Origin of the sequence: Streptomyces mauvecolor (assembly GCF_039532965.1) — a bacterium.
In the GTDB taxonomy this organism is placed as follows: domain Bacteria; phylum Actinomycetota; class Actinomycetes; order Streptomycetales; family Streptomycetaceae; genus Streptomyces; species Streptomyces violascens.
In genome coordinates this window covers 22687-36574 of record NZ_BAAASQ010000034.1, presented here as the reverse complement: position 1 = coordinate 36574, position 13888 = coordinate 22687, and the positions used below count along the sequence as shown (strand labels likewise).

10 protein-coding genes and 1 riboswitch are annotated in these 13888 nt (G+C 72.1%); of the genes, 5 read left to right on the top strand and 5 right to left on the bottom strand.

What is annotated here, in order from left to right; genetic code table 11:
* Positions 1-207: 207 nt before the first annotated feature.
* The 3 genes from ABD346_RS33170 to ABD346_RS33160 all read right to left on the bottom strand — a co-directional run bounded on the left by ABD346_RS33170 (position 208) and on the right by ABD346_RS33160 (position 4103).
* Positions 208-975 carry a M23 family metallopeptidase gene (locus ABD346_RS33170; RefSeq protein ID WP_344380021.1) on the bottom strand — a complete coding sequence of 256 codons (768 nt, stop codon included), beginning with the start codon at positions 973-975 and terminating at the stop codon, positions 208-210.
* Positions 976-988: 13 nt separating this feature from the next.
* Positions 989-1148: riboswitch (cyclic di-AMP (ydaO/yuaA leader) on the bottom strand.
* Positions 1149-1383: 235 nt separating this feature from the next.
* The gene (locus tag ABD346_RS33165; RefSeq protein ID WP_344380153.1) at positions 1384-2748 is read right to left on the bottom strand and encodes a M16 family metallopeptidase; all 1365 of its coding nucleotides are present in this window, start codon (positions 2746-2748) and stop codon (positions 1384-1386) included.
* Positions 2749-2765: 17 nt separating this feature from the next.
* On the bottom strand, positions 2766-4103 hold the full coding sequence (locus ABD346_RS33160; protein WP_344380020.1) for a M16 family metallopeptidase: 1338 nt from the start codon (positions 4101-4103) through the stop codon (positions 2766-2768).
* Positions 4104-4311: 208 nt separating this feature from the next.
* On the opposite strand from ABD346_RS33160, the gene ABD346_RS33155 reads away from it, so the two are divergent.
* Positions 4312-6774, top strand: a complete 2463-nt coding sequence (locus tag ABD346_RS33155; RefSeq protein ID WP_344380019.1) for a DNA gyrase/topoisomerase IV subunit A — start codon at positions 4312-4314, stop codon at positions 6772-6774.
* Between the two features lie 120 nt (positions 6775-6894).
* On the opposite strand, the gene ABD346_RS33150 is transcribed toward ABD346_RS33155, so the two are convergent.
* The gene (locus ABD346_RS33150) at positions 6895-8013 is read right to left on the bottom strand and encodes a CobW family GTP-binding protein (RefSeq protein WP_344380018.1); all 1119 of its coding nucleotides are present in this window, start codon (positions 8011-8013) and stop codon (positions 6895-6897) included.
* A 10-nt stretch (positions 8014-8023) separates the two neighbouring features.
* Positions 8024-9181, bottom strand: coding sequence for a citrate synthase/methylcitrate synthase (locus ABD346_RS33145; protein WP_344380017.1), 1158 nt, complete (start codon positions 9179-9181; stop codon positions 8024-8026).
* A gap of 97 nt (positions 9182-9278) precedes the next feature.
* Here ABD346_RS33145 and ABD346_RS33140 point away from each other — a divergent pair, with 97 nt between their 5' ends.
* From ABD346_RS33140 to ABD346_RS33125, 4 genes are all read left to right on the top strand, one after another.
* Positions 9279-10511, top strand: a complete 1233-nt coding sequence (locus tag ABD346_RS33140) for a citrate/2-methylcitrate synthase (RefSeq protein WP_344380016.1) — start codon at positions 9279-9281, stop codon at positions 10509-10511.
* 77 nt (positions 10512-10588) lie between these two features.
* The gene (locus ABD346_RS33135; protein ID WP_344380015.1) at positions 10589-11362 is read left to right on the top strand and encodes an alpha/beta fold hydrolase; all 774 of its coding nucleotides are present in this window, start codon (positions 10589-10591) and stop codon (positions 11360-11362) included.
* A gap of 131 nt (positions 11363-11493) precedes the next feature.
* The gene (locus tag ABD346_RS33130; protein WP_344380014.1) at positions 11494-13173 is read left to right on the top strand and encodes a sensor histidine kinase; all 1680 of its coding nucleotides are present in this window, start codon (positions 11494-11496) and stop codon (positions 13171-13173) included.
* A complete protein-coding gene (locus tag ABD346_RS33125; protein ID WP_344380013.1) occupies positions 13170-13847 on the top strand; it encodes a response regulator in 678 nt (225 codons plus the stop codon). Before ABD346_RS33130 ends, ABD346_RS33125 begins: the two co-directional genes overlap by 4 nt.
* Positions 13848-13888 lie beyond the last annotated feature (41 nt).

Genomic DNA, 13888 nt, shown 5'->3' with positions numbered 1-13888 from the left:
CGCCTCAATCCTCGCGAAACGCGATCGCGCAACGCCTGTTCGGCGACTCTATGGCAGGCCTTGTTAATTCCCGGTGACGGGCCGGAACCAATGGATATCTTCTGGCCAATACGAATGGCCCCCGGCATGCTGTCGGGGGCCTTCGGTATGCGCGGGGGCGCTTCGGACGTCCTGGACGTCTCGTACGCCTTGGGTGTCTCGGGTGTCTCAGACGCCGACGCCGTGCGAGCGCAGGTAGGCGATGGGGTCGATGTCCGAGCCGTAGTCCGGGCCGGTGCGGGCCTCGAAGTGGAGGTGCGGGCCGGTGGTGTTGCCGGTGTTGCCCGACAGGGCGATCTGCTGGCCCGGCTCGACGGACTGGCCGACGGAGACCTGGATCACCGAGAGGTGGCCGTACTGGGTGTACGTGCCGTCGTTCATCTTGATCACGACGTTGTTGCCGTACGCGCCGCCCCAGCCCGCCTCGACGACGGTGCCCAGACCCACGGCGTGCACCGAAGTGCCGCTCGCCGCATGGAAGTCGATGCCGGTGTGGCTGCCGGAGGACCACAGCGATCCGCCGGTCTTGTAGCCGGTGGACACATAACTGTCGGATATGGGGGCCACGAAGGTGTTGAGGCGCTTGCGCTCGGCCTCGCGCGCGGCGCGCTCCTTGGCCTCGCGTGCCTCCTTGGCCCGCTGCTCGGCCTTCGCCTTGGCGGCGGCCTCGGCCTCGGCCTGCGCCTTGGCCTTCGCGGCGGCCTGCTTCTGCGCGTCGGCCTGGGCACCCACCTGGTCGGCGATGCTGTCGCCGATGACGATGGCCTGGGTGAGGCCGGTGTCGACCGTGGTGGTGCTGGGGGCCGCCATGGCCGGGGAGGCGAGGGTGCCTACGACTCCGGCGGTGGCGAGGGTGGCGATGCCCGCGATGTTCGCGCTGCGGCGCGTCATACGGCTGGGCGCGCGATGCTTCCCGGTGGCACGGGTGAACGCCATGGAGTGGCGGTGTCCTTTCCTTCCATCTCGCCTACCGGGTTAGCTGACGGGTTCGGAGCAGGAAGGTCTCCTACGGGCTCCTCCGCGGGCGGAGGCGTCCGATTCACCCCAGGGACTGAGTGGGTCCCCGGCTCCCCAGGCTCGCGCCTTCGGGGACTCGGCGATCACTGTCCGGTGCCGCGGCTGCGACGGGTGGTGACGGACAGCGGGACCGACGCTAGACGGCTGATCTTTCAATCACCAAACAGACACCGGTTTTTGTAGCGCACGCCACATGACAGACAGGCAACCTCTCCTACAAAACGGACATTGGGCCGACATGGGGAGGACCCCGGTGGCACATCCGCCACCGGGGTCCCGTAACCCTCCGTCGTCCGTCTGCCTCGGCCGGCCCGGACGGTGCCTCAATCAGCCTGCTACGACGGTCACTTCACCGATTCCGAGGGCCCTGACGGGCTCCTCGATCTGTGCCGCGTCGCCCACGAGGACCGTGACGAGCCGGTCGGCCGGGAAGGCGTTGACGACGGCCGCCGTCGCCTCCACGGTGCCGGTCTCGGCGAGCAGCGCGTACAGCTGCGCCTGGTAGTCGTCGGGGAGGTGCTGCTCGACCTGGTCGGCCAGCGTCCCCGCGACGGCCGCCGCGGTCTCGTACTTGAGCGGCGCGACGCCCACCAGGTTCTGCACGGCCGTCTCGCGCTCGGCGTCCGTCAGACCCTCGGCGGCCAGCGTGCGCAGCACCTTCCACAGGTCGTCGAGGGCCGGGCCGGTGTTCGGGGTGTCGACCGAGCCGCTGATGGCGAGCATGGCCGCGCCGCCGTCCGGCCCCGAGCGCAGCACCTGGCCGAACGCGCGGACCCCGTAGGTGTAGCCCTTCTCCTCGCGCAGCACGCGGTCCAGGCGCGAGGTGAGGGTGCCGCCCAGGCAGTACGTGCCGAGCACCTGGGCCGGCCAGACCCGGTCGTGCCGGTCGGCGCCGATGCGGCCGATGAGCAGCTGGGTCTGGACGGCGCCGGGGCGGTCCACGATGACGACCCTGCCGGTGTCGTCGGCGGTGATCGGCGGCATGGGGCGCGGCTCGGCCGTGTTGCCCGTCCAGTCGCCCAGGGTGTCCGCGAGGATCGCGTCGAGGTCGGTGCCCGCCAGGTCGCCGACGATGACGGTGACGGTCGTCGCGGGGCGCACGTACGCCTCGTAGAAGGCGCGCACCGCGGCCGCGTCGATGGCGGCGACGGTCTCCTCGGTGCCCTGGCGGGGCCGCGACATGCGCGCGGAGGCCGGGAACAGCTCCTTGGAGAGCTGCTTGGCGGCCCGCCGGGACGGGTTGGCCAGCTCGTGCGGGATCTCGTCCAGCCGGTTGCGTACGAGCCGCTCGACCTCGGAGTCGGCGAACGCGGGGGCCCGCAGCGCCTCGGCGAGCAGCGAGAGCGCCTTGGGCAGCCGGGAGACGGGCACTTCGAGGGAGACCCGGACGCCGGGGTGGTCGGCGTGCGCGTCGATGGTGGCGCCGCACCGCTCCAGCTCGGCGGCGAACTCCTCGGCGGAGTGCTTGTCGGTGCCCTCGGTCAGGGCGCGCGCCATGATCGTGGCGACGCCGTCGAGGCCCTCGGGCTCAGCGTCCAGCGGGGCCGCGAGGAAGATCTCCACGGCGACGACCTGCTGGCCCGGGCGGTGGCAGCGCAGCACGGTCAGGCCGTTGGCGAGCGTGCCGCGCTCGGGGGCCGGGAAGGCCCACGGCGTGGCGGTGCCGGCGGCCGGCTGCGGGTGGAACTCCATGGTCACGACAGCGTCCGTCACTGGCCCGCCTCTTCCTCTTCGTTGCCTGCCTCGGGTGCCGCGGTGGGCTCGTACACCAGGACGGCCCGGTTGTCGGGGCGCAGGGTCGCGGCGGCGACCGCCTTGACCTCTTCCGCGGTGATGTCCAGAACGCGGTCGACGGCGGTCAGGGCGAGCTGCGGGTCGCCGAACAGCACGGCGTACCGGCACAGTTCGTCGGCGCGGCCGGCCACGGTGCCGAGCCGGTCGAGCCACTCGCGCTCCAACTGGGCCTGGGCGCGCTCCATCTCCTCCTCGGTCGGGCCCTCCTCGGCGAACCGGGCGAGCTCCTCGTCGACCGCGGCCTCGATGTCGGGAACCTCGACGCCGGCCGACGTCTTGACGTCCAGCCAGCCGAGCGAGGGGGCGCCGGCGAGCCTCAGCAGGCCGAACCCGGCCGCGACGGCGGTCTGGTCGCGGCGGACCAGGCGGTTGTGCAGCCGGGAGGACTCGCCGCCGCCGAGGACGGTCAGCGCCAGGTCGGCGGCGTCCGACTCGCGGGTGCCGTCGTGGGGCAGCCGGTAGGCGGCCATCAGGGCGCGCGCCGGGACGTCCTCCTCGACGACCTCGCGCAGCTGCCCGCCCATGGTGTCGGGCAGCGCGCCGTCGCGCGGCGGCTGCTTGCCGTCGTGGGTGGGGATGGAGCCGAAGTACTTCTCGACCCAGGCCAGCGTCTGCTCGGGGTCGATGTCGCCGACCACCGCGAGCACCGCGTTGTTGGGCGCGTAGTACGTACGGAAGAAGTTCCGGGCGTCTTCGAGCGTCGCCGCGTCCAGGTCGGCCATGGAGCCGATCGGCGTGTGGTGGTAGGGGTGGCCCTCCGGGTAGGCGAGGGCGGTCAGCTTCTCGAAGGCGGTGCCGTAGGGCACGTTGTCGTAGCGCTGGCGGCGCTCGTTCTTGACGACGTCGCGCTGGTTCTCCATGGACTGCTCGTCGAGGGCGGCGAGCAGCGAGCCCATGCGGTCTGCCTCCAGCCAGAGCGCGAGCTCCACCTGGTGGGCGGGCATGGTCTCGAAATAGTTGGTGCGCTCGAAGCTGGTGGTGCCGTTCAGCGAGCCGCCGGCCCCCTGCACCAGCTCGAAGTGGCCGTTGCCGTGCACCTGGTGGGAGCCCTGGAACATGAGGTGCTCGAAGAGGTGGGCGAGGCCGGTGCGGCCCTTGACCTCGTGGCGCGAGCCCACGTCGTACCAGAGGCACACCGCGGCGACCGGGGTCAGGTGGTCCTCGGAGAGCACCACGCGCAGGCCGTTGGCCAGTCGGTGCTCAGTGGCTGTCAGACCGCCGGAGCCGGCCTGCGCTGTGGCCGTGTGACCCATGGGCATGTACGTCCCTTCGTTCGCGATGTGCAGTACTGCGAGGTGAAGTACTGGCGGGGGAAGTCCTCAGCTGAAGAAGTCCTGCCACTGTATGCAAGCGCGCGGGCACCTGGCGAAGTTCCCGGGTCGCGGTCGGCGTTGTCAGTGGGACGGTCCACAATGGTCGGCATCAGACCCGAATCCGGTACGTGAAGGAGCAGCAGCCGCGATGGCCCGCCGCAGCACGAAGACCCCGCCGCCGCCCGACGACTTCGAGGAGCGGATCCTCGACATCGACGTCGTCGACGAGATGCAGGGCTCCTTCCTCGAGTACGCGTACTCCGTGATCTACTCGCGGGCCCTGCCGGACGCCCGGGACGGCATGAAGCCCGTCCAGCGCCGCATCGTCTACCAGATGAACGAGATGGGCCTGCGCCCCGACCGGGGCTATGTGAAGTGTGCCCGCGTCGTCGGCGAGGTGATGGGCAAGCTGCACCCGCACGGCGACGCCTCGATCTACGACGCCCTGGTGCGCATGGCGCAGCCGTTCTCCATGCGCCTTCCGCTGGTGAACGGGCACGGCAACTTCGGCTCGCTCGGCAACGACGACCCGCCGGCCGCCATGCGCTACACCGAGTGCAAGATGGCGGACGCCACATCCCTGATGACGGAGTCCATCGACGAGGACACCGTCGACTTCGCGTCGAACTACGACGGCCAGGAGCAGGAGCCGGTCGCCCTTCCGGCCGCCTATCCGAACCTGCTGGTCAACGGCTCGTCCGGGATCGCGGTCGGCATGGCGACCAACATGCCGCCGCACAACCTGGGCGAGGTCATCGCCGCGGCCCGCCATCTGATCCGGCACCCGGACGCGGACCTGGAGGCGCTGATGCGTTTCGTGCCGGGTCCCGACCTGCCGACGGGCGGGCGGATCGTGGGCCTGGGCGGCATCAAGGACGCGTACGAGTCGGGCCGTGGCACCTTCAAGATCCGTGCCACGGCGTCGGTGGAGAACGTCACGGCGCGCCGCAAGGGCCTGGTCGTCACCGAGCTGCCGTTCACGGTCGGCCCGGAGAAGGTGATCTCCAAGATCAAGGACCTGGTCGGCTCGAAGAAGCTCCAGGGCATCGCCGATGTGAAGGACCTCACGGACCGTTCGCACGGCCTGCGTCTGGTCATCGAGATCAAGAACGGCTTCGTCCCGGAGGCCGTCCTGGAGCAGCTCTACAAGCTGACGCCGATGGAGGAGTCCTTCGGCATCAACAACGTGGCGCTGGTCGACGGCCAGCCACTCACCCTGGGGCTCAAGGAGCTTCTGGAGGTCTACCTCGACCACCGCTTCGATGTCGTACGGCGCCGCAGCGAGTTCCGCCGCACCAAGCGCCGCGACCGGCTGCACCTGGTCGAGGGTCTGCTGGTGGCCCTGGTCGACATCGACGAGGTCATCAGGATCATCCGGTCGAGTGACAACTCCGCGCAGGCCAAGGAGCGGCTCATCGAGCGCTTCTCGCTGAGCGAGATCCAGACGCAGTACATCCTGGACACGCCGCTGCGCCGGCTCACCAAGTTCGACCGGATCGAGCTGGAGAGCGAGCGCGACCGGCTGACCGGCGAGATCGACGAGCTGACCGGGATCCTGGACTCGGACAACGAGCTGCGCAAGCTGGTCTCGGCCGAACTGGCCGCGGTGGCCAAGAAGTTCAGCACCGACCGGCGCACCGTGCTCCTGGAGTCGGCGGGCGCCCCGGTCGCGGCCGTCGCCCTCGAAGTCGCGGACGACCCGTGCCGGGTGCTGCTCTCCTCGACGGGCCTGCTGGCCCGCACCGCCACCGGCGACCGGTTCGTGGCCGGTGAGGAGGACAAGCGCGTCAAGCACGACGTGATCGTCTCGGCGGTGCCCGCGACCCAGCGGGGCGACGTGGGCGTGGTGACGTCCAGCGGGCGCCTGTTGCGGCTCGCGGTGATCGACCTGCCGCAGCTCCCGGACACGGCGTCCGCGCCGAACCTGTCGGGCGGCGCCCCGATCTCGGAGTTCCTGTCCTCCCTCGAGCCGGACGAGACGGTGGTGTGTCTCACGACGCTCGACGAGTCCTCGCCCGGTCTCGCGATCGGCACCGAGCAGGGCGTCGTCAAGCGGGTGGTGCCCGACTACCCCGCGAACAAGGACGAGTTGGAGGTCATCACCCTCAAGGACGGTGACCGCATCGTGGGCGCGGCCGAGCTGCGCACCGGCGAGGAGGACCTGGTCTTCATCACCGACGACGCCCAGCTCCTGCGCTACCAGGCGAGTCAGGTACGCCCCCAGGGGCGGCCCGCGGGCGGGATGGCCGGTATCAAGCTGACCGACGGCGCCAAGGTCATCTCGTTCACCGCGGTCGACCCGGCCGGGGACGCGGTGGTGTTCTCGGTCGCGGGCTCGGGTGCCACCCTGCTCGGCGACACGGCGGTGTCCGCGAAGCTGACGCCGTTCGACCAGTACCCGCGCAAGGGCCGGGCCACCGGCGGGGTGCGCTGTCAGCGGTTCCTGAAGGGCGAGGACAAGCTGGTGCTCGCCTGGGCGGGCCCGGCCCCGGCCCGGGCGGCCCAGGCCAACGGCGCCCCGGCACAGCTCCCGGAGCCGGACCCGCGCCGCGACGGCTCGGGCACACCGCTGGTCTCCCCGGTGACGGTCCTGGCGGGCCCGGCCTCGTAACGAGGGGCGAGCGCCCCGAAAGGGGCGCGGGGAACTGCGCGATCAGCCCCCACAGGCCCGCGGGCAAAGCATTCCGCCTCCTGCTTCCGGCCGGGCGCTCAGCTGCAAGGGGCTGGGGAGTCAATCGAACTCCCCAGCCCCTTCCGGCTCCCGGGGCTCGGAATCCGGCTCCGGCACGTACCGCAGAACGCCCCACATCGCATGCTCGGGCGGGGTCTCCCCCGAGTCCGCCACCACACACCCGGCGAGCTGCTTGTCCAGCGCGGCCGCGTCGATGCCGGCGCCGATGAGGACGAGTTCGGTGCGGCGCTCCTGCTCGCGCTCCCACGGCTCGGGGTAGAAACGCAGGAACCGGCCCACCGCGTGCAGGCTGTACCGGTTGCGGGCGTCGGCGGCTCCGAAGTCGACGAATCCCTTGATGCGGTAGAGGCCCTCGGGCCGGGTGTCGAGGAAGGCCATCAGGCGGCGCGGGTCGATCGGCACGTCCGAGGTGAAGGCCACGGACTCGTATCCGGCGTGCAGATGGGGATGCGCGTGGCCGGTACAGGAGCTGTGGTCGTGGCCGTCCTCGCCGCAGTCCCCCTGCGCGGACGCGTCGTCGAGGAGGTCGTCGAAGGCGAGCTGGCCGACGCGTTCGGTCAGGGGCCTGCGGTCGAAGAAGAGCTCCGGGTCGACCCGGCCGTACGCGGACTCGACCACCGCGGCCGACCCCGCGAGCGCGGTGCGCAGCCGGGCCAGGTCCGCCTCGCCGACCCGGTCCGTCTTGTTGAGCACCACCAGGTCGGCGACGCTCAGGTGCCGCTCGATCTCGGGGTGCTTCTCGCGCGTGGCGTCGTACTCCGCCGCGTCGACGACCTCGACCAGGCCCCCGTACACGATCCGCGGGTTCTCGCTGGCGAGCAGCATCTTCACGAGTTCCTGGGGTTCGGCGAGACCGCTCGCCTCGATGACGATGACGTCGAGACGGGCGGCGGGCCGGGTCAGCTTGTCCAGGTAGAGGTCGAGTTCGCTGGCGTCCACGGCGCAGCACAGGCAGCCGTTGCCGAGCGAGACGGTGGAGTCGCCGAGCTGGCCCGCCACCGTCATGGCGTCGATCTCGATGGAGCCGAAGTCGTTGACGATGGCTCCGATGCGGGTGCCCCGGCAGGCTCTGAGCAGATGGTTGAGCAGGGTGGTCTTGCCCGAGCCGAGGAAGCCCGCGAGGACGATGACGGGGATCTGCTTGCTCGGGCTGTTCACCTGGGGCCTTTCAGACTGCGGGTACGGGCTGCGGCGGGGGCGGGCCCACGTAGCGGGCCGCCGGGCGAATGATCTTCGAGTCCGCCGACTGCTCCAGGATATTGGCGCTCCAGCCGACCACCCGGGCCGCGCAGAACGTGGGCGTGAACATCTCGCGCGGCAGCCCGCACAGCTCCATGACCACTCCGGCGTAGAACTCCACGTTGGTGTGCAGCTCACGGCCCGGCTTGAGCTCGGCCAGGATCGCCTCGACCTGGCGCTCGACCTCGACGGCGAAATCGACGAGGTGCCCGCCGAAGCCCTCCGCGATCCCGCGCAGCATGCGCGAGCGGGGGTCCTCGGTGCGGTAGACGGGGTGCCCGAAGCCCATGATCCGGTCGCCGGCCAGGACGCGCTCGCGGATCCAGCCGTCGATGCGGTCGGGGGTGCCGATCGCGTCCAGGGTGTCGAGGGCGCGGCTGGGGGCACCGCCGTGCAGCGGCCCGGAGAGCGCGCCGACCGCGGCGACCAGGCTCGCCGCGACGTCGGCCCCGGTGGAGGCGACGACGCGGGCGGTGAACGTGGAGGCGTTGAAGCCGTGGTCGATGGTGGAGATGAGGTACCGCTCGACGGCCCGGACGCGCTCGGGCCCGGCCTCTGAACCGGTCAGCATGTAGAGGTAGTTGGCGGCGTACGGCAGGTCGTCGCGGGGCTCGACCGGTTCGAGTCCCTGGCCGAGCCGGTGCAGCGCGGTCAGCAGCGTGGGCACGGCGGCGCAGGCGGCGAGCGCGTCCTCGGCGCGCTGCGTCGCGTCCAGGTCGTACACCGGCCGGAAGCCCTTGGCCGCGCCGAGCAGGGAGAGCGCGGTGCGCAGCCCGGCGAGCGGTCCCGACAGGGCGCCGGTGCGGGCGATGCCGGGCAGTGCCTCGCGTACGCCGTCGGGCAGGTGGCGCAGTGCGGCGGTGCGGGCGGTGAAGGCGGCGCGGGCCGCGGCGTCGGGCAGCTCGCCGTGGAACATCAGGTGCCAGACGTCCTCGAAGCTGCGGCTCTGGGCGAGCTCGACGGCCGAGTACTGGCGGTAGTGGTAGAAGCCCTCGCGGCCGCGGACGTCCCCGAGTTCGGTGTCCGTGACGACGACGCCCGCGAGACCGCGGGGTACCGCGGCGGGGGCCGTGATGGTGCTGGCCATGTGGCTGCCTCCTTCAGTTCTTCATGTTGACTCGACTGTCTATGATTGACTCCGAAGCTGTCAATGTTGATTGAATCAATATGGATACGGTGACCCCATGAGTGATCAGGCACGGCTCACCACCCGCGAGGCGGCTGAGCGGCTGGGCGTGAAGCCCGAGACGGTCTACGCGTACGTCAGCCGCGGACAGCTGAGCAGTGAGCGCGCCCCGGGCGGCCGGGGCTCGACCTTCGACGCGAAGGAGCTCGACGCGCTGGCCCGGCGCAGCGGCCGCCGCGAGCCGGGCCCGGGCACCGCGAGCGGGGATTTCACGTTCCGCACCGGCATCACCCTGATCGACAAGGACCGCTACTACTTCCGCGGTGTCGACGCCGTCGAGCTCGCCACCGCGTACGGCTTCGAGGAGGTCGCGGAGTGGGTGTGGACCGGGGAGCTGACGCACGGCCCGCGGTTCACCGCGCCGCAGCCGTTCCTGGACGCGGCCCGGCTCGCCGTCAACGCGCTGCCCGTGCACAGCAGCACCATGGACCGGCTGCGCGGTGCGGCGGTCGCGGTCTCGGCGGCCGACCCGCTGCGCTTCGACCTCGACCCCTCGGCGGTGCTCGGCTGCGGCCGCATGCTGATCCCCACCCTGGTCGGCGCCCTGCCGACGGCCGGCAAGCGGCACCGCGGCGAGGGCCGCACGGCCTGGCAGCTGTGGCAGCGCCTCACCCCCCAGCTCCCCGACGAGCAGTCGGTTCGCCTCCTCGACACGGCACTTGCGCTGCTCATCGACCACGACCTGGCCGCCTCCACGCTCGCCGCCCGGGTCGCGGCCTCGGCCCGCGCGCATCCGTACGCCGTGGTCTCGGCGGGGCTCGGCGCCCTGGAGGGGCCGCTGCACGGCGCGGCGAGCGGGCTCGCCCACCGCACCCTGGCCGAGGTGCTCGACCGCGGGAGCGCGGCCCCGGTCGTCGCCGACCACCTGCGCTCGGGGCGGCGCGTGCCCGGGCTCGGCCACCGGCTCTATCCGGGTGAGGACCCGCGCGCCCGGGCCCTTTTCGCACTCCTCGAAGCGATTCCGCAGGCCTCGGACGCGCTGGCGGCGGCGCGCGACGTGGTCGACACGACGGCCCGGCACACCGCGCTGCACGCCAATGTCGATCTTGCGCTTGCCGTCATCAGCGTGGCTTTCGGCATGCCCGCCGAGGCCGGCGAGACGGTGTTCGCGGTGGCCCGCACGGCCGGCTGGATCGCCCACGCCCTGGAGGAGTACGCGGAACGCCCCCTCCGGATGCGCCCGAGCGGCCACTACACCGGCCCCCGGCCGCCCCGCCCGCTGCCCGCCTGAGCGGATCCGGCGCGGCCTGAACTCGCCTGTCTCCAGGCCTACTTGGCCCGGCCGGGACGTACCGCCAGACTTGCCGCATGGAACTCACAGTGCCGGTCAAGGACGGCGAAGTCCGGGCCGAGGACACCGGCGGCGAGGGTCCGCCGCTGGTGCTGCTGCACCCGGGGGTCGCGGCCTCCGGCGTCTGGGACCCGGTCATGCCGGCACTCACCGGCCGCCGCGTGATCCGGTACGACGCGAGGGGCTTCGGGCGCTCCCCCGCACCCACCGCGCAGTACTCCCTGTCCGCCGATCTGCTCGCGGTGCTCGACCACTTCGAGGTGGACCGGGCCGTGCTCGTCGGGTCCAGCATGGGCGGCGCGACCGCGCTGAGCCTCGCCCTCGACGCCCCCGCGCGGGTCGCCGGGCTCGCCCTGTTCTGCCCCGGCGTCACCGGCGCCCCCGCCCTCGAATCCCCCGAACTCATGGCACAGATCGGCGAGTTGGCGCAGAAGGGCGACATGGAGGGCATGGTGGATCTCACCCTGCGCACCTGGGGAGCAGCCGGAACCGGCGGCGACCCCGAGGCCGCCGCGCAGGTGCGCGCGGCGATCCCGGGGTGGTTCACCAATCTGGGCCGCCAGATCCCGGACGCGGGCGCCTTCGACCGGCTCGGCGAGATCACGGCGCCGTGCCTGCTGGCCCTCGGCGAGCTCGACCAGACCGAGGTGATCCGGTGCAACGAGGAGATGGCCGCCCGCATCCCGGGCTGCCGCCTGGTCCGTCTGGCCGACAGCGACCACTTCCCGTCGCTGCGGGAGCCGGACCGGGTGGCCCGGCTGACCCTGGAGCTGTACGACAGCGCCGGCTGAGCCCCTGGTGATCAGGAGCCGTACGCCTCGCATCGCGTGTCCTGGCGGCCCGCTGCCGGGATGCACGGAGATCGCCCTGTGACCGGACCGGGATTTCGGGATGTGCCCCGGGCCGTCTAACGTGCCTGTGCATGACCGCCCCGCCCACCAGGACCACCCCGCGCCGGCGACGGCTTGGCTGGCCGCGGCGCGTGTTCTCCCAGGTGCTGCTCATGCAGCTGGCCATCGCCGCCGGAGTCGCCGTGCTCGCGACCGGGCTCTTCCTGGCCCCGCTCAGCGCCCAGCTCGACGACCAGGCCATGCGGCGCGCGCTCGCCATCGCCGCGACCACGGCCGCCCAGCCGCAGGTCGCCGACGACCTGCTCGCCTCGCGGCCGTCCGCCCAGGGACCGGTGCAGGCGGACGCGGAACGGATCAGGCAGGCGACCGGCGCCGAATACGTGGTGGTCATGGACACTCGCGGGGTGCGCTGGTCGCACACCGACCCCGGCGAGATCGGCCGGGTCGTCTCCACCGACCCGACCGACGCCCTCGCGGGCCGCGACGTCATGGAGATCGACAGCGGCACCCTGGGCCGCTCGGCCCGGGGCAAGGTGCCGCTGCGGGACGCCGGCGGCCGGATCGTCGGCGCCGTCTCGGTCGGCATCGAGTACGACAGCGTCCGGGCCCGGCTCCTGAACGCGATCCCAGGCCTGCTCGCCTACGCGGGCGGCGCGCTCGCGGTGGGCGCGCTCGCCGCCTATCTGATCGCCCGACGCATCCACAAGCAGACCCGCGACCTGGCCTTCTCCGATATTTCGGGACTGCTCGCAGAGCGCGAGGCCATGCTGCACTCCATCCGCGAAGGCGTGGTCGCGCTCGATGGCGACGGCCGGATCAGGCTGCTCAACGACGAGGCGCAGCGTCTCCTCGGCGTCGGTCCCGAGGCCGGGGGCCGGGCCCTGGACGAGGTGCTCGGTGCGGGGCGTACGACCGATGTGCTGGCCGGCCGGGTCGAGGGCACCGACCTGTTGACCGTGCGCGGTCACCGCGTCCTCGTCGCGAACCGGATGCCGACCGACGACGGGGGCGCCGTCGCCACCCTCCGCGACCGCACCGAGCTGGAGCGCCTGGGCCGCGAGCTCGACTCGACACGCGGCCTGATCGACGCCCTGCGCGCCCAGGACCACGAGCACGCCAACCGCCTGCACACCCTGCTCGGCCTGCTCGAACTGGAGCTGTACGAGGAGGCCGTCGAGTTCATCACCGAGGTCGTCGGGGTGCACCGGGCCACCGCGGAGCAGGTCACCGAGAAGGTCAGGGACCCGCTGCTCGCCGCGGTCCTGGTCGGCAAGGCGACGGTCGCCGCCGAACGCGCGGTCGCCCTCAGCCTGTCCCCCGCCACCTCGCTTCCGGACCGGCTCGTCGATCCGCGCGGCCTGGTCACGGTCACCGGCAACCTCCTCGACAACGCCCTGGACGCGACGGCCGGGTCGCCCGGCGCCGCGGTCGAGGTGGAGCTGCGCGCCGAGGGCCGCACCGTCGTCCTGCGGGTCCGCGACAACGGGCCCGGCATCCCCGCCGAGCACCGTGACCTGGTCTTCACCGAGGGCTGGACGACCAAGGAGCCGCCCGCCCACGGCAAGCGGGGGCTCGGCCTCGCGCTGGTCGGCCGGTTCGCGGAAAGGATGGGCGGCAGCGCCCGGGTCGGCGCGGGCCCGGACGGCGGGGCCGAGTTCACCGTCGTGCTGCCGGACGCGCTGAGCGAGGCGCTGGAGCAGGAGCTCACCGACGACGGGCATCGGCGCGAGGCCGTGGAGGAGGCGCGATGATCGACGTACTGGTCGTGGACGACGATCCCCGGGTCGCCGACATCAATGCCGCGTACACCGCGAAAGTTCCCGGATTCCGGGTGGTCGCCCAGGCGCATTCGGCCGCCGGGGCGCTCGCCCGGATCGTCGAGCGACCGGTCGACCTGGTGCTGCTCGACCACTATCTGCCGGACGAGAACGGCCTCGCGTTCGTACGGGAGCTGCGCAGGCTCGGCCACCACACCGACGTGATCATGGTGACGGCGGCCCGCGACGTCGCCACCGTGCAGGCGGCGATGCGCCAGGGCGCCCTCCAGTACCTGGTCAAGCCGTTCAACTTCGCCGGTCTGCGCACCAAGCTGGAGGCGTACGCCGTGCTGCGCCGCACCCTGGACGGTGGAGGCGAGGCCGAACAGGCGGAGGTGGACCGGATCTTCGGCGCGCTGTCCGTCCCCGCCGAGCCCGACCTCCCCAAGGGCCACTCCCCCACCACCGCCGACCTGTTGCGCAGGGTGCTGAAGGAGGCCGAAGGCTCGCTCTCGGCACAGGAGATCGCGGAGCGGGCCGGGGTGAGCCGTCAGACGGCCCAGCGCTATCTGAAACTCCTGGAGCGGGCGGGCCGGGTGCGGCTCGGCCTGCGCTACGGCGAGACCGGCCGCCCCGAGCACCGCTACGAGTGGGCGGCGTCGCAGTAAGCCGCCCCGGACAGGGGGTTTCCGCTCTGCGGGGTCGGTTG

Excerpts from the sequence above, each read along its gene's own strand:
- ABD346_RS33170 (WP_344380021.1), bottom strand. The coding sequence starts at position 975 with ATGGCGTTCACCCGTGCCACCGGGAAGCATCGCGCGCCCAGCCGTATG.
- ABD346_RS33155 (WP_344380019.1), top strand. The coding sequence starts at position 4,312 with ATGGCCCGCCGCAGCACGAAGACCCCGCCGCCGCCCGACGACTTCGAG.
- ABD346_RS33160 (WP_344380020.1), bottom strand. The coding sequence starts at position 4,103 with ATGGGTCACACGGCCACAGCGCAGGCCGGCTCCGGCGGTCTGACAGCC.
- ABD346_RS33145 (WP_344380017.1), bottom strand. The coding sequence starts at position 9,181 with ATGGCCAGCACCATCACGGCCCCCGCCGCGGTACCCCGCGGTCTCGCG.
- ABD346_RS33130 (WP_344380014.1), top strand. The coding sequence starts at position 11,494 with ATGACCGCCCCGCCCACCAGGACCACCCCGCGCCGGCGACGGCTTGGC.
- ABD346_RS33165 (WP_344380153.1), bottom strand. The coding sequence starts at position 2,748 with ATGGAGTTCCACCCGCAGCCGGCCGCCGGCACCGCCACGCCGTGGGCC.
- ABD346_RS33125 (WP_344380013.1), top strand. The coding sequence starts at position 13,170 with ATGATCGACGTACTGGTCGTGGACGACGATCCCCGGGTCGCCGACATC.
- ABD346_RS33140 (WP_344380016.1), top strand. The coding sequence starts at position 9,279 with ATGAGTGATCAGGCACGGCTCACCACCCGCGAGGCGGCTGAGCGGCTG.
- ABD346_RS33135 (WP_344380015.1), top strand. The coding sequence starts at position 10,589 with ATGGAACTCACAGTGCCGGTCAAGGACGGCGAAGTCCGGGCCGAGGAC.